General features: G+C 48.8%; 17 protein-coding genes. 8 read left to right on the plus strand and 9 right to left on the minus strand.

The features are described from left to right. Positions 1-5 precede the first annotated feature (5 nt). The 6 genes from FAH66_RS05560 to gatC all read right to left on the minus strand — a co-directional run bounded on the left by FAH66_RS05560 (position 6) and on the right by gatC (position 6,051). A complete protein-coding gene (locus FAH66_RS05560) occupies positions 6-1,010 on the minus strand; it encodes an FAD-binding oxidoreductase (RefSeq protein ID WP_137040957.1) in 1,005 nt (334 codons plus the stop codon). A 79-nt stretch (positions 1,011-1,089) separates the two neighbouring features. After that, the gene (gene gatB / locus FAH66_RS05565) at positions 1,090-2,520 is read right to left on the minus strand and encodes an Asp-tRNA(Asn)/Glu-tRNA(Gln) amidotransferase subunit GatB (protein ID WP_137040958.1); all 1,431 of its coding nucleotides are present in this window, start codon (positions 2,518-2,520) and stop codon (positions 1,090-1,092) included. Between the two features lie 101 nt (positions 2,521-2,621). Then, a complete protein-coding gene (locus FAH66_RS05570) occupies positions 2,622-3,242 on the minus strand; it encodes a trimeric intracellular cation channel family protein (protein WP_137040959.1) in 621 nt (206 codons plus the stop codon). A gap of 28 nt (positions 3,243-3,270) precedes the next feature. Then, entirely contained in the window at positions 3,271-4,146 is an 876-nt protein-coding gene (locus tag FAH66_RS05575) for a VirK/YbjX family protein (protein WP_137040960.1), read from the minus strand. Between the two features lie 15 nt (positions 4,147-4,161). Then, positions 4,162-5,610: an Asp-tRNA(Asn)/Glu-tRNA(Gln) amidotransferase subunit GatA gene (gene gatA / locus FAH66_RS05580; RefSeq protein WP_070588267.1), complete on the minus strand. Its 1,449-nt coding sequence runs from the start codon at positions 5,608-5,610 to the stop codon at positions 4,162-4,164. A gap of 150 nt (positions 5,611-5,760) precedes the next feature. Then, positions 5,761-6,051: an Asp-tRNA(Asn)/Glu-tRNA(Gln) amidotransferase subunit GatC gene (gene gatC, locus FAH66_RS05585; protein WP_003685110.1), complete on the minus strand. Its 291-nt coding sequence runs from the start codon at positions 6,049-6,051 to the stop codon at positions 5,761-5,763. 224 nt (positions 6,052-6,275) lie between these two features. Between gatC and FAH66_RS05590 the strand changes: the two genes are divergently transcribed. The 7 genes from FAH66_RS05590 to FAH66_RS05620 all read left to right on the plus strand — a co-directional run bounded on the left by FAH66_RS05590 (position 6,276) and on the right by FAH66_RS05620 (position 13,953). Continuing rightward, positions 6,276-7,316, plus strand: coding sequence for a rod shape-determining protein (locus tag FAH66_RS05590; protein WP_137040961.1), 1,041 nt, complete (start codon positions 6,276-6,278; stop codon positions 7,314-7,316). An 11-nt stretch (positions 7,317-7,327) separates the two neighbouring features. Continuing rightward, positions 7,328-8,170, plus strand: coding sequence for a rod shape-determining protein MreC (gene mreC, locus FAH66_RS05595; protein ID WP_137040962.1), 843 nt, complete (start codon positions 7,328-7,330; stop codon positions 8,168-8,170). A gap of 4 nt (positions 8,171-8,174) precedes the next feature. After that, entirely contained in the window at positions 8,175-8,675 is a 501-nt protein-coding gene (mreD, locus tag FAH66_RS05600) for a rod shape-determining protein MreD (RefSeq protein WP_137040963.1), read from the plus strand. 4 nt (positions 8,676-8,679) lie between these two features. Beyond that, positions 8,680-10,728: a penicillin-binding protein 2 gene (mrdA, locus tag FAH66_RS05605; RefSeq protein WP_137040964.1), complete on the plus strand. Its 2,049-nt coding sequence runs from the start codon at positions 8,680-8,682 to the stop codon at positions 10,726-10,728. After that, the gene (gene rodA / locus FAH66_RS05610; protein ID WP_137040965.1) at positions 10,721-11,869 is read left to right on the plus strand and encodes a rod shape-determining protein RodA; all 1,149 of its coding nucleotides are present in this window, start codon (positions 10,721-10,723) and stop codon (positions 11,867-11,869) included. Before mrdA ends, rodA begins: the two co-directional genes overlap by 8 nt. Position 11,870: 1 nt before the next feature. After that, positions 11,871-12,530 (plus strand): MarC family protein, encoded by a 660-nt coding sequence (locus FAH66_RS05615; protein WP_137040966.1) that lies wholly within the window; start codon positions 11,871-11,873, stop codon positions 12,528-12,530. Between the two features lie 79 nt (positions 12,531-12,609). Then, complete coding sequence (locus FAH66_RS05620; protein WP_137040967.1) at positions 12,610-13,953, plus strand: aldehyde dehydrogenase family protein; 1,344 nt, start codon at positions 12,610-12,612, stop codon at positions 13,951-13,953. Positions 13,954-14,253: 300 nt separating this feature from the next. On the opposite strand, the gene FAH66_RS05625 is transcribed toward FAH66_RS05620, so the two are convergent. The 3 genes from FAH66_RS05625 to mltG all read right to left on the minus strand — a co-directional run bounded on the left by FAH66_RS05625 (position 14,254) and on the right by mltG (position 17,487). After that, positions 14,254-15,534, minus strand: a complete 1,281-nt coding sequence (locus tag FAH66_RS05625; protein WP_137040968.1) for a malic enzyme-like NAD(P)-binding protein — start codon at positions 15,532-15,534, stop codon at positions 14,254-14,256. 263 nt (positions 15,535-15,797) lie between these two features. Beyond that, positions 15,798-16,424, minus strand: coding sequence for a dTMP kinase (tmk, locus tag FAH66_RS05630; protein WP_107723041.1), 627 nt, complete (start codon positions 16,422-16,424; stop codon positions 15,798-15,800). A 67-nt stretch (positions 16,425-16,491) separates the two neighbouring features. After that, a complete protein-coding gene (gene mltG / locus FAH66_RS05635; protein ID WP_137040969.1) occupies positions 16,492-17,487 on the minus strand; it encodes an endolytic transglycosylase MltG in 996 nt (331 codons plus the stop codon). A gap of 114 nt (positions 17,488-17,601) precedes the next feature. On the opposite strand from mltG, the gene ampD reads away from it, so the two are divergent. Beyond that, a complete protein-coding gene (gene ampD, locus FAH66_RS05640) occupies positions 17,602-18,168 on the plus strand; it encodes a 1,6-anhydro-N-acetylmuramyl-L-alanine amidase AmpD (protein WP_137040970.1) in 567 nt (188 codons plus the stop codon). The last annotated feature ends 100 nt before the right edge of the window (positions 18,169-18,268 follow it).

Genomic DNA, 18,268 nt, shown 5'->3' on the forward strand with positions numbered 1-18,268 from the left:
CATGATTATGCCGGTGAAAAAGCATCACAGAAGAAGGCATCTTCCGGTACAGCACATTTTTGAGTCAGCAAACTTTGCGCACTCTCCGTCATGGCTGGTGACCCGCAAGCATAAACTTCATATTGGCTTAAATCAGGATAATTTTGTGCGGCAACGTTTTGCACGTACCCATTCTCCCCTTTCCAATTGGAATCAGGCTTAGAAAGGACAGGCGAGAATTTCGCATTTTTCAGACGGCCTATTAATGCTTCTGCTTCTTCCAATGCGTACAAATCCTCCTTCTGACGTGCCCCCCAGTAGAAATGAACCGGACGTTCGCTATTCTGATAAATCAAATCAAGCAAAATGCTGCGGATAGGGGCATAACCTGTACCCGTTGCCAACAAAACAATCGGTTTATTGCTGTCCTGTTGCAAAGTAAACGTACCCAATGGGCCTTTAACGCGGACAATGCCTTTTTCTTTGATTTTAGGCTCGGCACCAAAAATCATTTCCGAACATACGCCATTTTCACGTTTACGGATATGCAGCTCCAAAACGCCTTCTTGGTCAGGCGAATTGGCAATGGAATAGCTGCGGCTGATATTGCCGGGAAGCAGCAAATCAATATATTGTCCGGCATAAAATGCAAATGACGGCGCTTTAGGTAAAGCCAATCTCAACAAAGCAACATCATGTTTGATTTCAATCGTCTCAATGCGCACAGGCAAAGTGCGCACCGGCAAAGCATTCGGATTAAACCCCGGCACATTGATTTTGAGATCGCTCTTCGCTGTAGTGCGACACAATAACACTTTGCCCTGCGCTTTTTCTTCTGCGCTAATGGCTTTATCAATATGATCGCCCATTTCAAATTCGCCACTCATCAACTCGGCCTTGCATTGTCCGCAGGCACCACTTTTACAAGAATGGGGCAGATTTAAATTTTGACGGGTCGCGGCAGCAAGAACGGTTTCATCCTCGTTTACCGTAAATGTGATTTGATCTGATAAGGTAATAGTATGTGTCATGGTATTTTAGAATAGTTTTAAAATCAAAAATAAAGGCCATCTGAAAATAAACCTGTTTTCAGACGGCCTGTCCTATCTATCAAGCTAATTTGGCTTTAATCAGCTCTTGAACTTGAGCCGGATTAGCCTTGCCTTTACTTGCTTTCATCACTTGGCCGACAATCGCATTCAAGGCTTTTTCATTGCCGGAACGGAATTGTTCAATGGCTTTCGCATTGTTTGCCAACACTTCGTCCACCATCGCTTCAATTGCACCAGTGTCAGTAATTTGTTGCAAACCATGTTTCTCGATGATTTCGGCAATACCTGCTTCAGGCTCTGCCCACATTGCTTCAAAAGCTTTTTTCGCCAGTTTGCTGCTTAATGTTCCATCTGCAACTTTAGCAACCAACTCAGCAAGACGTGGAGCTGTAATCGGGCTTTCAGTCAGTTCCAAACCTTCTTTGTTCAAGGTAGCGGCAAGCTCGCCGTTCATCCAGTTCGCCGTCAATTTACCTTGGCCGCAGGCTTTGGCCGCTTCTTCAAAATAGGCAGCTTGAGCGCGGCTGGCAGTCAACAGGCGCGCATCATAGTCAGACACGCCGTAATCGGCAACAAAACGCGCCGCCATTTCATGCGGCAACTCAGGCATTTGCTCTTTGGCTTTTTGCAACTGGCCGTCTGAAATAATGACCGGCAGCAAATCCGGATCTGGGAAATAGCGGTAATCGTGCGCATCTTCTTTCAAACGCATCACACGGGTTTCGCCTTTTTCAGGGTCAAACAGCATGGTTGCCTGCTGTACTTTACCGCCGTCTTCCAAAATTTCGATTTGCGCTTCCACTTCATAATTGATGGCTTGTTCCAAGAAGCGGAAAGAGTTGAGGTTTTTGATTTCACGGCGTATACCGAACTCAGCCTGACCTTTTGGACGTACAGAAACGTTGGCATCGACGCGGAACGAGCCTTCCGCCATATTGCCGTCGCAAATATCCAACCAAGTTACCAAACCATGCAATGCTTTAGCGTATGCCACGGCTTCGGCTGCGGAACGCATTTCCGGCTCGGAGACAACTTCCAACAAAGGCGTACCGGCACGGTTCAAGTCAATACCAGTAGCACCGTTCAAACCTTCATGTACGGATTTACCCGCATCTTCTTCCATGTGCGCACGGGTAACATTGATGGTTTTAACTTCATCGCCTACTACGATTTCTAGTTTGCCGTGTTCAACAATCGGCAAATCCAACTGGCTGATTTGATAGCCTTTTGGCAAATCAGGATAAAAATAGTTTTTACGGTCGAACACGTTTTTCTGATTGATTTTCGCATCCAAAGCCAAACCGAGTTTGATGGCTTTTTCGACGACTTCGCGGTTCATTACCGGCAATACGCCCGGCAACGCACACTCAACCACGCTGGCGTGGGCATTAGGCTCGGCACCGAATGCAGTGGATGCGCCGCTGAAGATTTTGGATTGGGTGTTGAGTTGGACGTGGATTTCCAGTCCGATTACGGTTTCCCAAGTCATAAGGGTCTTTCTGTCGAAAAAAAGTTAATCGGTTAAATGAGTGATTCGTTTTTCAGACGGCCTGAATAAGAAATCCATAAGAGGCCGTCTGTAAGATAAGTTTATTTCCTGCGGCGTTGGAACCCGGGAAGTTGCCAATGAAAACGGTATGCAGTCAGGCGAAACAACAATCCGCCGGCAAAGAGCAGGTTTAACGTAAAAATATTAATCCAGCCCAAATGCCCGAACAGATAAATCAGCCCGCCAATCAAAATGGCTACGCTGCCGTAAAGGTCGGTGCGCAAAATCATCGGCACATCATTGACCAAAATATCGCGCGCAATACCGCCGCCAACGGCAGTCACAAAAGCCAAAGAAATAACGCCAAACAAATTGAGCTGCAAGGCCATACCGATTTGTGCGCCGGTAATGCTGAAAGCTGCCAAACCGATGGCATCGGCAATAATAAAAGCAGCGGCCAAATAGGTGCTGCGATAGCGTTGCACCCTTATCAACCACGCAATGGCAAGCGTGGCAAACACAACTATCAACGCATCGGTTTGCAAAAACACTTGCGGAATCCGGCCGACCAAACCATCGCGTATCATGCCGCCGCCAACAGCCGTCAGTAACGCCGTAATGACGACACCGAGTACATCTAATTGCTTGTTGTAGCCGACCAAATAGCCGGAAATGGCAAACGCGGCTGTCCCAATGATTTGAATGAAGTCGGTTGTATTCATATATATGTTTAATTCATCAGATGATAGTTTATTTTATAGGCGCTAAACCATTTCTTATCTGCTCTTCTATTTCATCTAGCATCTGATAACGCTTACGATACATAGACCGTTTTTTGCTTTCGATTTCCTCAAAATTTTTACGTACCGGCTCTTTTGGAAGATGCCATAATCCATCAACACCTTTTTGAGCACCATGCTCCTGCCAAAACTGGTCATAGTTCATTTTGACACGTTTCTTCAAGCGCCAACGTAGCTTAACTTGCCTATCTTGTGTGATACCAATCACACCATCCAGCTTTAATGCAATAGCAAAATATTGCAATGCATGCACCATCAATTGCTGAGGACGCAATCCATGTAGCTTCTTAGTTAAATCCCGTACGGTATCTTTCGCCTCTTCTCCTGCTGGTCCCTGAAGGGAGGCTGCAAGCAGCATATTATTTACAAAGGCGAATGTTGTCATATACAGACGTTTTCCATTGCTTTCTCGTAAAGAAAGAGACCACATTCCCTCATCGACGCAATTGTCATTTCGGTTAAGCCAAATCTCAAGGCCGTCTGAAGGTTTTGCCAAAACAATATGAAAGGAACGGGTTTTCATATCCATTACTCTTTCTTTTCCAAACAGCTTTTCTGCAGCCTCAAAATCTGACTGCATAATTTTTAACCTATCATGACCACTAAATTTCTTATCAACAAACTCATGTATCAAAGGATAGGCATCTTGGGGCATTTGACTAAAAAAACTTTGGCATATTTCCGAAGCATTTACAAACTGCTCAAATGCCTTAATTTCTTTACGATACCACAATGTCCTCAATGTAAATTTTAAATGTTGCGTTTTAAACTTTGGTGCATTCTGATAAACAGTTTTAAATCCCGGAAAAGAAAACTTTTCAGGCATATAGACTCCCTACCCTTATTCCGGCGCTTTAGTGTGCCAATCGCTGTTCAGTTGAACTTGATGTGCTGCACCCAAAATTTTGGCTTCGGAGAAATAGTTGCCGATAAATTGCACACCAATCGGCAGGCCGTTTGTGCTGAAACCGGCAGGCAGAGTCAGTGCAGGCAAACCGGCAAGGTTTACGGCGATGGTGTAAATATCGGACAAGTACATTTGCACAGGGTCGTGAATGTCGCTGCCGAGTTTAGGCGCGGCAGTCGGCGCAGTCGGCGCCAAAATGAAATCACATTGACCAAAGGCCGTCTGAAAATCATTGGCTACAAGGCGGCGCAGTTTTTGCGCTTTCAAGTAGTACGCATCGTAGTAACCATGACTCAATACATAAGTACCGATCATGATACGGCGCTTAACCTCACTGCCGAAACCTTCGGCACGGGTGTTGCTGTACATTTCTTCAAGGTCGCCGAATTGCGCTGCACGGTGGCCGTAACGTACGCCGTCGAAACGGGACAAGTTGGTACTTGCTTCTGCAGAGGCGAGAACGTAATAAGCGGGAATCGACAATGATGTTTGCGGCAGGGAAACTTCAACAGTCTCCGCTCCTTGTGCTTTGAGCAAATCGATAACGCTTTGCAAGGCCGTCTGAACATCGGCATCCGCGCCTTCGCCGAAATATTCTTTAGGCAAACCGATTTTCAAACCTTTGAGCGGCTTGTCTAAATCACGTGTGTAGTCTTCTTTGTCACGCTCCAAACTGGTGGAATCGCGCTCGTCAAAGCTGGCCATGGCGTTCAACAAAATCGCACAGTCTTCGGCCGTTTGCGCCATAGGGCCGGCTTGGTCGAAGCTGGAAGCATAGGCAACCATACCGAAACGTGAAACCGTACCGTAAGTCGGCTTGATGCCGGTAATACCGCAATGCGATGCAGGCTGACGGATAGAACCGCCGGTATCCGAACCCAAGGCAGCCGGTGCCAAACGCGCCGCAATCACGGCAGCCGAACCGCCTGACGAACCGCCGGGAACATGTTCAAGATTCCATGGGTTTTTGGTTGCGCCGTAGAACGAAGTCTCATTGGTCGAACCCATGGCAAATTCGTCCATATTGGTACGGCCAAGAGTCACCATGCCGGCATCCAACAGGTTTTGCACCACAGTGGCAGTATAAGGAGAAACAAAGTTATCCAACATTTTGGAGCTGCATGCACTGCGCCAACCTGTTTGGCAGAAAATATCTTTGTAAGCAACCGGCACACCGGTCAAAGCCGTTGCATTACCGGCCGCGATACGCGCATCGGCTGCTTTGGCTTCAGCAAGGGTCTTATCTTGATCGATGGTCACATAGCCATTGATGGCAGGGTTTTTCGCAGCAATAGCGGCCAAATATTCGGTCGCCAATTCGACTGCAGAAATTTGTTTGGATTGCAGCAGGCTGCTGGCTTGTTTGAGCGTGTAAGCGGTCATTGTGCCGTACTTTCTATAAAACAGTTTTTGCTTTCAAAACAGATATTGAAAACATCCGTTTAAATCAATAAATCGGGCCGTCTAAACAGAATATCCTTTCAGACGGCCTTGCAATAGGGTTTTGCCGATAAGCAAAGGCCGTCTGAAACCTTATTCTTCAATCACTTGAGGAACGATATACAGGCGGTTGCGCACTTCGGGGGCAACAGCCTGATATTCTGCAGCGTGATCGGTTTCAGTCACTTTATCTTCGCGCAGGCGCAAAGCGGCTTCGTGCGGATGCGCCATGGGTTCGATGCCGTCGGTATTGACGCTTTGCATATTTTCAACCATGGCGAAAATGTCGTTCAACTCGGCAAGCGTTTTGTTTTTTTCTTCGTCCGTTAAAGTGAGGCGCGAGAGTTTTGCTATTTTTTCCACATCATTTAAGCTTAAAGCCATAAAAAATCCTTGTCTGATAGCAATGCCTCTTGGGTTTGGGGTATCATTGCATTTCGTCTTCTATGAAGCGAAGAATTATAACCGAAAACCAAACAGGTTGGCATGGTGTTTTAATTCAGACGGCCTTTTAAGGGGGCATTTATCCGTCTAAAACTGTGTACCTGTTTTTCTTATTTTAAATAATGCTAAACACATCCGGGCTGGGCCGGAATTTCAGGAATCCTATGTTTCGTCTTTTATCTCGTTTCCTCTCCAATGATATTGCCATCGACTTGGGCACAGCCAACACGTTGATTTTTGTACGTGGCAAAGGGATTGTTTTGGATGAGCCGTCTATGGTTGCGATTCAATCCGGCGCAGGCAATAAAAGTAAAATTATAGCCGTGGGCACGGAAGCCAAAAAAATGCAGGGGCGTGCGCCGCGCAATATTGAAATTGTCCGCCCGATGAGGGACGGCGTGATTGCTGATTTTGTGATTACCGAGCGTATGCTGGGTATGTTGATTAAAAAAGCCACCGAAGGACGATCTTTGGTTCCGCCTCGTGTGGTTATCTGTGTTCCGGGCGGCTCCACCCAAGTGGAACGTAAAGCGATTTTGGATTCTGCGTTTGCTGCCGGAGCGGCAAGCGTACATTTGATTGAAGAACCGATGGCCGCCGCTTTAGGCGCGGGCTTGCCAATTGAAGATGCGGCAGGTTCGATGATTGTCGATATTGGCGGCGGTACGACTGAAATCGGTATTCTTTCGCTGGGCGGCATGGCCTATTCTGCTTCTGTCCGCGCAGCCGGCGATGAATTCGATAAAAGCATCATCCATTACCTTCGCCGCCATCGCGGTGTCTTGATTGGCGAAGCTACGGCCGAAGAATTGAAGAAACAAATCGGCTCGGCCTCGGGCTTTGAAACCGAAACAGCCATGCGCATTAAAGGCCGCAATCTGGCCGAAGGTACGCCTAAATCCTTGGCTGTTACTTCAACTGAAATCCGTGAAGCATTGAGTGAAACGGTAAATCAAATCATCCGTGCCGTCCGTCTGGCTTTAGAACAGGCTCCACCCGAACTGGCCGGCGACATCGCCGACCGCGGTATTATGCTGACCGGCGGCGGTGCGCTTCTGCACGGTATCGATACCGTCTTGGCCGACGCAACCGGCCTGCCCGTCGGTATTGCCGACCAACCTCTGAACTGCGTTGCCTATGGTGCCGGTAAGGCTTTGGACTATATCGGCAAATGGGATGATACCGTATTCACGGAAAACCCATAAGGTAGATGGTTATGGAACGCTCTTCTTTGCGCTTTGACGAGGCAAAAGGCCCTAAGCTGTTGCCTCGTTTTGTCGTTTATATCGCTCTGGCTACCGGCATGATTGTGGCCGATTACCGCTTTTCATTAATGCAGCCTATACGTGCGGCAGTAATGCCTATGCTCTACCCTGCTCAATGGCTGGCGAATCAACCTGTTCAACTTTATCAATATTTTGCCGACCTCTCCCAGTCTAAATCCGAGCTCTTGGAACAAAACCGCCAACTTCTGGAAGAAAATGGTCGTCTGAAAATTGATTTGCAGCGAGATAAAGTCAATACCGATGAATTGCGCGAATTAAAAAAACTATACGGTTTACAACAAAAAAGCATTCACAACGTTATCGGCGCGGAAGTCATTTCCAATGGCAAAGATCCGCTTTCCGAAAGACTGATTATCGGCAAGGGCAGTCAAGACGGCTTGAAAGTTGGCGATACGGTCATCGATCAAAGCGGTTTGATTGGCCTGTTGACACAAGTTCACACACAAAGTGCGGAAATTGGGCTGATTTCAGGCGGACAAAGCATTGTCCCCATAGCCGTCAGCCGTACCGGCGAACGCAACTTGGCATACGGCAATGGCAACGGTTTGGATTTGCGCTATTTCCCAACCGGCTCCGACTTGAAACCCGGCGATGTTCTGCTGACTTCCGGTTTGGACGGTACTTATCCGGCGGGGATTCCCGTTGCAACCGTCAGCAAGGTTGTCCGTGCATCGGGAACGCCTTATTACGATACGCAATTGACGCCTTTGGCCGCTTTACGCAGCAGCCGTTTTGTCTTGGTACTTTCTTCCGCCCCTTCTTCCCCACGCTGATTTCATGAACGATTTTGACGATTCTTACCGTGCAGTACCGCTGCACATCATGGCGGCCAGTCTCATAGTGATGATGATACTGGACTTTATGCCGTTTTCCTTTGACGGATTCTTTTGGCTGCCTGAAATGACGGCACTGATGTTGCTGTATTGGACATTGCACCAACCGCAACGCGCAGGCATGGGACTGGCTTTTGCCATCGGTCTGATTGTCGATGCCGCAACCGCCGCGACTTTGGGCTTGCACGCCCTGTCTTACGTCGTAATGACTTATTTCATCTTAAACCGCCGCCGCCAAATCATGCTTTACGGCCACATTATGCAATTGGCCGCTGTATTGGCTGCACTGCTTCTCAATCAGGCCGTCTTAACTGTTGCCCGTTTGTTTCTTAATCATCAGGTCATCACTTTGCAAGGCTTTGTTGCCCCACTTGTCGGCGCATTACTTTGGCCGATACTCAGCCAGCTAATGTTGATTGTGACCCGTATTTACCGCTCCCGCTGAAAAGATGAAACCGATTCTTCCACGCCGTCTTTCCGGTGGTCAACATACCAAAAAACCTTCTGCTCAGGCAGCACAAGCCGACGCTTTGTTGCGCCTGCTCGTTGCTTTTATCCTGATCGTCATCTTCTTTTCCATCTTGCTGGCGCGGTTCTTTTACCTACAAGTGACTCAACACAACGAGTTTTCCGGTCAGGCATCGAGCAACCGCATCACCCTGATTCCAACGCCGCCTGTACGCGGCGAAATCGTCGATATCAACGGCGTTCCTTTGGCCAAAAACTATCCAGTCTTTTCGCTTGAAGTTATTCCCAGCCGCATCGAAGGCAAGATGGAAGATGTCATTGAAGCATTGAAAAAATATGTTGATATTACGCCGACAGATTTAAAACGCTTCAAAAAATACCGCGAAAGCTATCGAAAATTTGAAAATATCCCGCTCAAGCTCAGGCTGACCGATGAAGAGGCCGCCCGTTTGTCCGTACATCTGCGCGAATTTAAAGGCGTAGAGGTCAACTCACGCACATTCCGCGAATATCCTTACGGCAAACTGACTTCCCATTTCTTAGGCTATATCGGCCGTATTAGCGATAAAGACAAAGAAATGCTGGAAGAAGAAGGCCTGACCGCCCTCTACCGCGGCAGTACGCATATCGGCAAATCCGGCTTGGAAAAATATTACGAACACCAGCTTCATGGCATTCCAGGCTATCAGGAAGTCGAAAAAGACGCTTACGGCAATATCGTCCGCGTATTGAAAAATGTTCCGTCCAAAATGGGGCAAACCTTGCGCCTGGGCATGGATATCCGTATGCAGCAGGAAGCCGACCGCATTTTAGGCGACCGCCGTGGCGCATTGGTGGCCATCAATCCGCAAGACGGTACTGTTTTGGCTTTTGTTTCCAAGCCTTCCTTCGATCCCAACCTCTTTATTGACGGCATCGACAGTGATACTTGGAAAATGCTGAATGACGATTGGAAAAAGCCTTTGATCAACCGCGTTACCCAAGGCCTTTACCCGCCGGGTTCTACATTCAAACCCTTTATGGGCATGGCCTTATTGGAAAGCGGCAAAATCACTCAAAACACCATCATCCCCGCTCCCGGCGCATGGAGCATACCCGGCAGCCGCCATATTTTCCGTGACTCTGTCCGAAGCGGCCACGGCTCGGCCAACTTGAGCAAAGCCATTCAAGTATCTTCAGATACCTTCTTTTACCGCTTGGGTTACGAAATGGGTATCGATAAAGCCTCTCCGTATCTGGCGCAATTCGGTTTCGGCCAAAAAACCGGCATTGACCTGCCCAGCGAATATACAGGCGTTTTGCCTAGCCGCGAATGGAAAGCCAAACGCTTTGCCAAATCTTCCGATCCGACCGCCAAAGAATGGCGCGCCGGCGAAATGGTTTCTGTCAGCATCGGCCAAGGCTACAACGCCTACACGCCTTTACAAATGGCACATGCGACAGCTTCTCTGGCCAATAACGGTGTCGTTTATCAGCCGCATTTGGTCAAAGAAGTATTGGATTTCGGCGCACGCAAAATTACCCGCATCAACCCCAATCCCGAGCGCCAAATTCCGTTCAAAGCCGACAACTTCGAATACGTCAAACGCGCAATGGAAAAGGTATTGAAACCGGGCGGTACGGCGCACCGTATTGGTGGCGGACTTGCTTATACAATGGGCGGTAAAACAGGTACGGCCCAGGTCGTACAAATCAAACAGGGAGGCCGCTACAACGCCGCAGCCCTGCGCGAACAACACCGCGACCACGCATGGTTTATCTCGTTTGCACCATTGGAAAAACCTGAAATCGCCATTGCCGTTATTTTGGAAAACGGCGGCTGGGGTGCGTATGCCGCGCCATTGGCTCGTGAAATGACTGATTTTTATATGCTTCACGTCAAACCGCAGCAGTTTTCAGACGGCCTTGAGTCAGATTTAGCCAAAACTGAAACAACGGACAAGCATCAGCCTATTACCAGCATTTTCCAATCTGCCTACGGACTGACTCCGACAAGCCCTGCCTCACAGCCGGAGGTTCATCATGAATAACACATCAGCGTGGAAAAATTTCAAATCCACCATTGCCGCCCCGATTGACCCTTGGCTGTTTTTTGCCATGCTCGCCATCTACATCATGAGCCTGTTCCTGCTCTATTCTGCAGATGGGCAAGAGTTCGGCCAATTGGAAAACAAAACCATCCATACCGTTTTGGGCTTTGCCCTATTATGGATTATCGCCGTATTCAAGCCGCAAACGGCTGCCAAAGTTGCCCTGCCGGTTTACATTGTCGGCGTATTACTATTGATTGGTGTCGAAGTCGCCGGCGTTACCGTCAACGGCTCGACCCGTTGGCTGAGTCTCGGCTTTACCCGTATCCAACCTTCCGAAATCATGAAAATCGGTATTCCCATGACCGTCGCGTGGTATTTTCAACGCTATGAAGGCCGTCTGAAATGGATACATTATATTATCGCCCTCGTGCTGATTCTTGTTCCTGTCGCCCTGATTTTGAAACAGCCGGACCTCGGTACGGCCGCGCTGATTATGGCTTCGGGTATTTTTGTCATCTTCTTTGCCGGATTACCTTGGAAAGCCATTTTTTCCGCTATTATTGCCTTTGTAGCCGCCTTGCCACTCTTGTGGAATTACGGCATGCACGACTATCAAAAAACCCGCGTCCTCACCCTGCTCGACCCAACCAAAGATCCGTTAGGTGCAGGCTACCACATCATCCAATCCATGATTGCCATCGGCTCGGGCGGCGTATGGGGTAAAGGCTGGCTCAACGGTACGCAAACCCATTTGGACTATATTCCCGAATCAACGACTGACTTTATTTTCGCAGTATTCGGCGAAGAGTTCGGCCTGATTGGCAATATCCTTTTACTGCTGATTTACCTTATCATTCTGGCACGCGGATTGTGGATTGCCGCTCAAGCGCAATCCCTTTACAGTCGTAGTTTGGCAGGCGCATTGACCATGACTTTTTTCTGCTATGCCTTTGTAAACATGGGCATGGTCAGCGGTATTTTGCCCGTCGTAGGTGTCCCTCTCCCCTTGGTCAGCTACGGCGGCACGGCTACGCTTTCCATCATGGTGGTGCTCGCCCTGCTGATGGGTATTGCAAACGAACACAAAAACCGCCGCCGTAATGCGGATAACGATGACCTAACTGAAAGCGAGGAATAATATGGAACTGGGTGTAGAAATCGGCAAGCTGCTTGTGGCATTTCTCGTGCTGATTAATCCTTTCAGCGCGCTCTCGATTTATCTTGATCTGACACAAAACCACAGCACCAAAGAAAAGCGCAGAATCGCGCGTACTGCCGCATTGGCTGTCTTCATCGTAATCATCGTCTTTGCACTGAGCGGCGGTATCTTGTTGAAAGTACTCGGCATCAGCGTCGGCTCTTTCCAAGTCGGCGGCGGGATTCTGGTTTTGCTGATTGCCATCTCCTTAATGAACGGCAACGACAACTCGGCCAAACCCAAAATTGATCCCCATTCAGAAGAACATCAAAGTGCGCAACAAGTCCGCCGCAATGAAAAAGCCATTGCCGTCGTACCCATTGCCATTCCGATTACCATCGGCCCCGGCGGTATCTCCACTGTCATCATTTATTCCTCTGCCGCCAAAAATTACAGCGATATTGCCCTAATTATCATCTCCGGCTTCTTGGTCAGCCTGATTTGCTATTTCATTTTGGTCGTGGCCGGACGCATCAGCAAACGCTTGGGCACTACCGGCCTGACCATCCTCAACCGCATCATGGGCATGATGCTAGCCGCCATTTCCGTAGAGATTATTGTTGCCGGCTTAAAATCCATTTTTCCCCAACTAGTCGCTTGAAGTACAATCATCACAATAAAAGGCCGTCTGAAACATTTTCAGACGGCCTCATAAAAACATAAAAACAAAGGAGCCAACCATGTTTCACAGCACCCATGTCTTCACCAGAGAAACCATTTACCGCCGACCGGCGCAAAGCTATACCGAGTTCACCGACGAATTAAACCGCCTCCAAACCCTTCAGCAAACCTTCGCCCAATCAAGCATTATCGAGCGCACCATCCTCTTACAGCAATTTGCCGACATCCTCACCCGAAACCAAGAACGCCTTGCCGAAATGGTTTGCGAAGAAGTCGGACGCTGCCTGCACGAATGTCGTGCCGAAATCAGCAAATCCATCGAGCTTATCCGCTACTACGCCCGCCTTGCCCCCGAACTGCTTGCCCATAAAACCATCGCCACCCAAGCCAGCCTCAGCCAGGTCCGCTTCGAGCCTTTGGGCGTTGTTTTGGCGGTCATGCCGTGGAACTACCCTGTTTGGCAGATTTTACGATTTGCCATCCCTGCCCTCTGTGCCGGCAATGCCTGCGCGGTCAAACCTGCGCCCAGTGTCGCCCGCGTCAGCGAAACCCTATTCAGCCTTGTCCCCGAAGGTTTGCCGCTTATCGGCGCATGGTTGAGCCATGAAGACACGCTTAAAGCCATTGAAGATACCGATGCCATGGCATTTACCGGTTCGACCCATACCGGCCGCCTGCTGGCCGCCCATGCAGGCAAACATCTGAAAAAAACCGTCCTTGAACTGGGCGGCAGCAATCCGTTTATCATTCTGCCCGATGCCGACCTGCAACGCGCAGCCATCGATGCCTGCTATTCGCGCTTCCGCGATGCCGGACAATCCTGCAATGCCGCCAAACGCATCGTTGTTACCCAGAATATTGCCGAACAATTTATCCCGCTCTTCCTTGCCGAGTGCGCCAAACTGCAAACCGGCAATCCCAAAAACCCGAACACTACCCTTGCCCCGCTTCACCGCCAAGACCTGCGTCAAACCGTACACGAGCAGGTTCAAGATGCGGTTGCACATGGCGCGCAATGCTTGAGCGGCGGCTATATCCCTGAGGGAGAAAGCTGGTTTTACCCTGCCACGGTATTGGATCAAGTCAACCCAAACTGCCGCGTTTGGCACGAAGAAGTCTTCGGCCCGGTTGCCATGATTTTACGTGCCGACAATCCGGATCATGCCGTCGCACTTGCCAACGACACACCTTTCGGCCTTGGCGCCTGCATCTACACAGCAGACACGGCAAACGCATGGCAATACGCCGAAAGAATCCAAGCAGGCTCTGTCTTTATCAACCGCCACACCAGCAGCGACCTGCGCCTCCCCTTTGGCGGCGTCAAAGCTTCCGGCTATGGACGCGAGCTATCAGAATTCGGGCTGTACGAGTTCGTCAACGTCAAAACCTATTGGCAAAAATAAACCGTTTTATTAACTCAGGCCGTCTGAAAACTCGATTTCAGACGGCCTGACGTTGTTTAAAAAAGCTGAAAAAATATTGTATTCAATCCCGTACAAACCCTTCAAAGTCAAAGCCGCTCAAAAATAAGAAATCTATCTTAGAAAACAATCCATATTCCCACGTCGATTTTGAATCAGCAGATTATCGTATTCTTCATTCCGATTACTGCATTAAGCCGTTTCTAAAATATTCAATAAACAAAAAGGCCGTCTGAAATACAACTTTCAGACGGCCTTTTCAATCAAGCACTACTTACTGAATTACAGTTTCCATTCAGCCAATTTAGCAGCGTACGCATCCAAGTCGGCGATTGGACGGGTAGCCACGCCGCTTTCCATAGCTGCTTTAGCAGTAGCAGAAGCAACGCGAGGCAACAGGCGGGAGTCGAATGGGGTAGGAATCAGGTATTCCGCGCCGAATTCAAATTTCTTACCGTAAGCGGCAACCACTTCTTCAGTTACCTCTTCCATTGCCAAGTCAGCCAAAGCGTATACGCAAGCGCGTTTCATTTCTTCATTGATGGTGGTCGCGCCGACATCCAATGCGCCACGGAAGATGAATGGGAAGCACAATACGTTGTTTACTTGGTTCGGGAAGTCTGAGCGGCCGGTACCGATCACCACATCCGGACGGGTTTCTTTTGCCAAAGGAGGCAAAATTTCCGGATTTGGGTTTGCCATAGCGAACACGATTGGTTTTTCGTTCATGGTGTTCAGCATTTCAGGAGTCAGCAGGTTTGCACCGGACAGACCCAAGAAGATATCTTTACCTTTAACGGCATCAGCCAATACGCGTTGGCCGTTGTCTTCGATGGCGTAGAACTGTTTGGACTCGTCCATACGGTCTTTGTCTTCGCGGGTTTTATAAATCACGCCTTTGGAGTCGCAGACGGTTACGTTTTCACGTTTCAGACCCAAATCCAGCAATTGGTTCAAGCAAGCAATCGCTGCGGCACCTGCACCGGAGCACACCAAAGTCGCTTCTTCAATTTTGCGGCCGGTATAACGCAAAGCGTTCAATACAGCGGCAGCAGTAATGATGGCGGTACCGTGTTGGTCGTCGTGGAATACAGGGATTTTGCAACGTTTGCGCAATTCGCGTTCGATATAGAAGCACTCAGGCGCTTTGATATCTTCGAGGTTGATGCCGCCGAAAGTCGGTTCCAAAGAAGCGATGATGTCTACCAATTTTTGTGGGTCTTTTTCATCGATTTCGATATCGAATACGTCAACGCCGGCGAATTTTTTGAACAATACACCTTTGCCTTCCATTACAGGTTTACCGGCCAACGCACCGATGTTGCCCAAACCCAACACTGCGGTACCGTTGGAAATCACGGCAACCAAGTTGCCTTTGGCAGTGTATTTGTAGGCAGTTTGAGGATCGTCATGGATTTCCATACAAGGAGCGGCTACGCCCGGAGAGTACGCCAACGCCAAGTCTTTAGAAGTGGCCAAAGATTTGGTTGGGGTAACGGAGATTTTGCCCGGCACGGGGAATTCGTGGAACTGCAGGGCGGCTTCTTTTAATGAATTTTCCATTTATCGATCCTGTTTGCGAGAGAGATTTTACAGCGAACAAGTCTGAAACAGGCTGCTTCAGACGTTTAAAATTTCTAAAGTCGGGTTGTTAACAGACCGGCTTTGTAAGAGGCCGTAATTTTATCATGTTCTTTTGGTGGCGCATACCGATATTTATTACATTTGTTTTGATGTTTCGTTTTATTTGGTTTTATGTCTAAAAACTTCTGTAATAATATTTCTTCGTTACACTATCCTTCTTTCAGACGGCATTTTATTTAAACTTAAACATTCAATTCAAAATGACTGTCTAGCGCGGTTTCAATCTGATTTTTTACCGCGTCCAGACTTTGGCTGCTGTCGATGACGGCATAGCGTTCCGGCTGTTCGTTAGCACGTTGCAAATACACTTCGCGCACCCGATTGAAAAACTCGGCTTCTTCTTGTTCAAAGCGGTCTTTCTCACGCGTTTGGTTGATGCGCGCCATTGACACTTCCAAAGGCACATCCAACAGCAAAGTTAAATCTGGGCGGAAATCGCCCTGCACCCAATGCTCAAGCGTAGCAATATCTTGCAAGGGAACGCCTCGTCCGCCGCCTTGATAGGCAAACGTTGCATCGGTAAAGCGGTCGGAAACGACATGCGTGCCGTTTTTCAGGGCAGGCAGAATGACCGTTTCTAAGTGTTGCTGTCTGGCTGCAAACATCAGCAGCGTTTCGGTACGCAGACTGACTTGGGTGGCTGGGTTGAGCAGGATTTCACGCAATGCTTCTCCGGCCGGAGTGCCTCCAGGTTCGCGCGTAAACAACACGGGCAGTTGGTGTTTTTCAAACCATGCTTTCATTACGGCGAGGTTGGTGGATTTGCCTGCGCCGTCTATGCCGTCAAGGGTAATAAATCTGGGTTTCATATGGATATCGTCAATTTAAAGGCCGTCTGAAACAGGGATTATAAATGTTTCAGACGGCCTATTCGGTTTATTTCTTCAAAATATATTTGCGCACGGCAGCGTTGTGTTCAGAAAGATTATGGCTGAACTCGCTCAAGCCCGTACCATCCATTTTTGAGACGAAATACAGATATTTTTCATCAGACGGATGACCCGCCGCTTCAAGCGCGGCTTTGCCGGGAAGTGCAATCGGAGTCGGCGGCAAACCACTGCGCGTATAGGTATTGTAAGGCGTATCGCGTTGCAGGTCGGCTTTGCGGATTCTGCCTTTATACGCATCGCCCATACCATAGATAACGGTCGGGTCGGTTTGCAGGCGCATACCGATATTCAGGCGGTTGACGAATACGGCGGCCACATGGGCGCGGTCGTCCTCGTGCGCGGTCTCTTTTTCAATCAGACTCGCCATAATCAGCATTTCGTACGGATTTTTATAAGGCAGGCCGCTTTGACGGTCGTCCCATGCTTCTTGCAGGTTTTCCTGCATTTTACGGTAGGCGATTTTGTAAATTTGAAGATCGCTGCCACCGGCATCAATTTCGTAACTATCCGGGAAAAACTGTCCTTCAGGATTGCTGCTCAAGGCATCGGGCGCTACTTCGGCCATCAATTTTTCATCGCTCCAACCACGCGTGTCATGGGCAATGTCGGCAGTGTTGTCGATAATACGGCGCATTTGGGCAAAACGCGCGCCTTCCAAAATTTGCACGCTGACCGAGTCAGGACGGCCTTTTTTAATGCGTTTTAAAATGTCCCAAGCCGATACTTTGGCAGACAGACGGTAAGAACCGGCATTGAGTTGGTTGTGTACGCCCATCACATATGCGGCGGCTACCAGCACATAACGGTTATAAACGATGCCGTCTTGAGCCAGTTTTCGGCTGACGGAAGAGATACCTTGGTTTTTGGTAACGGTAATACGGTATGGTTTGCCGTTGTCCTTCGGAACAAACAACAATGCGGCAAACACAGCGGCAAATGCCGTCAAAAATACGGCCAGCCATTTCAACAATTTTTTCAGCATGGTAGGATTCTTGGTTTGTGAACGTGTCGGGCGACAGTATAACCGAAATAAGTCCACCACGCCTGCCACCTTCCCTAACTTATGCTTTCCTATCCCGAAAGGCCGTCTGAAACCATGAATTCCCCTTCAAAAAACATTTGGCAAAACGGCCGCTGGCTGAATGCACGCCAAACTCATTCGCCCAATTTCAGCCCACGCGAACCGGATGAAGACATCTCATTGGTTGTCCTCCACAATATTTCCCTTCCTCCTTTTGAGTACAACACGGGGGCAGTGGAAAATTTGTTTACCAACCAAATCAACCCCGACGAGCACCCTTTTTTCAGTATCATCCACACCTTGCGCGTCTCCAGCCATTTTTTCATCAGCCGTAAAGGCGAAACCGTCCAATTCGTTTCCTGCGACGACATGGCCTATCATGCCGGCGTATCGTCGTTTCAAGGCAGAGAAAAATGCAATGCCTTCTCCATCGGTATCGAATTGGAAGGCTGCGATTTCGAGCCTTTTACCGAAGCACAATACACCAGCCTGCAAGCCTTGCTGACCGCTATCTCCGAACATTACCCGATTCAGGTCGTTACCGGTCATCAGGACATCGCGCCGGACAGGAAAACCGATCCCGGACATTTCTTCGATTGGCCTCGCCTTCAAAAAGCAGGTCTCCCCGTCCAACGCGGATAACTTTCAGACGGCCTGAACAATGATTGGCAGACATAATGCTGTCACAACCGTTTATTTTCGTTATAATTCAGCTATTCATTCGGACAAATAAAGTCCGGCT

The organism is Neisseria subflava (assembly GCF_005221305.1).
Lineage (GTDB): Bacteria > Pseudomonadota > Gammaproteobacteria > Burkholderiales > Neisseriaceae > Neisseria > Neisseria subflava.

Coding starts and splice junctions, on each gene's coding strand:
- FAH66_RS05560 (WP_137040957.1), bottom strand. CDS start 1,010: ATGACACATACTATTACCTTATCAGATCAAATCACATTTACGGTAAAC.
- gatB (WP_137040958.1), bottom strand. CDS start 2,520: ATGACTTGGGAAACCGTAATCGGACTGGAAATCCACGTCCAACTCAAC.
- FAH66_RS05570 (WP_137040959.1), bottom strand. CDS start 3,242: ATGAATACAACCGACTTCATTCAAATCATTGGGACAGCCGCGTTTGCC.
- FAH66_RS05575 (WP_137040960.1), bottom strand. CDS start 4,146: ATGCCTGAAAAGTTTTCTTTTCCGGGATTTAAAACTGTTTATCAGAAT.
- gatA (WP_070588267.1), bottom strand. CDS start 5,610: ATGACCGCTTACACGCTCAAACAAGCCAGCAGCCTGCTGCAATCCAAA.
- gatC (WP_003685110.1), bottom strand. CDS start 6,051: ATGGCTTTAAGCTTAAATGATGTGGAAAAAATAGCAAAACTCTCGCGC.
- FAH66_RS05590 (WP_137040961.1), top strand. CDS start 6,276: ATGTTTCGTCTTTTATCTCGTTTCCTCTCCAATGATATTGCCATCGAC.
- mreC (WP_137040962.1), top strand. CDS start 7,328: ATGGAACGCTCTTCTTTGCGCTTTGACGAGGCAAAAGGCCCTAAGCTG.
- mreD (WP_137040963.1), top strand. CDS start 8,175: ATGAACGATTTTGACGATTCTTACCGTGCAGTACCGCTGCACATCATG.
- mrdA (WP_137040964.1), top strand. CDS start 8,680: ATGAAACCGATTCTTCCACGCCGTCTTTCCGGTGGTCAACATACCAAA.
- rodA (WP_137040965.1), top strand. CDS start 10,721: ATGAATAACACATCAGCGTGGAAAAATTTCAAATCCACCATTGCCGCC.
- FAH66_RS05615 (WP_137040966.1), top strand. CDS start 11,871: ATGGAACTGGGTGTAGAAATCGGCAAGCTGCTTGTGGCATTTCTCGTG.
- FAH66_RS05620 (WP_137040967.1), top strand. CDS start 12,610: ATGTTTCACAGCACCCATGTCTTCACCAGAGAAACCATTTACCGCCGA.
- FAH66_RS05625 (WP_137040968.1), bottom strand. CDS start 15,534: ATGGAAAATTCATTAAAAGAAGCCGCCCTGCAGTTCCACGAATTCCCC.
- tmk (WP_107723041.1), bottom strand. CDS start 16,424: ATGAAACCCAGATTTATTACCCTTGACGGCATAGACGGCGCAGGCAAA.
- mltG (WP_137040969.1), bottom strand. CDS start 17,487: ATGCTGAAAAAATTGTTGAAATGGCTGGCCGTATTTTTGACGGCATTT.
- ampD (WP_137040970.1), top strand. CDS start 17,602: ATGAATTCCCCTTCAAAAAACATTTGGCAAAACGGCCGCTGGCTGAAT.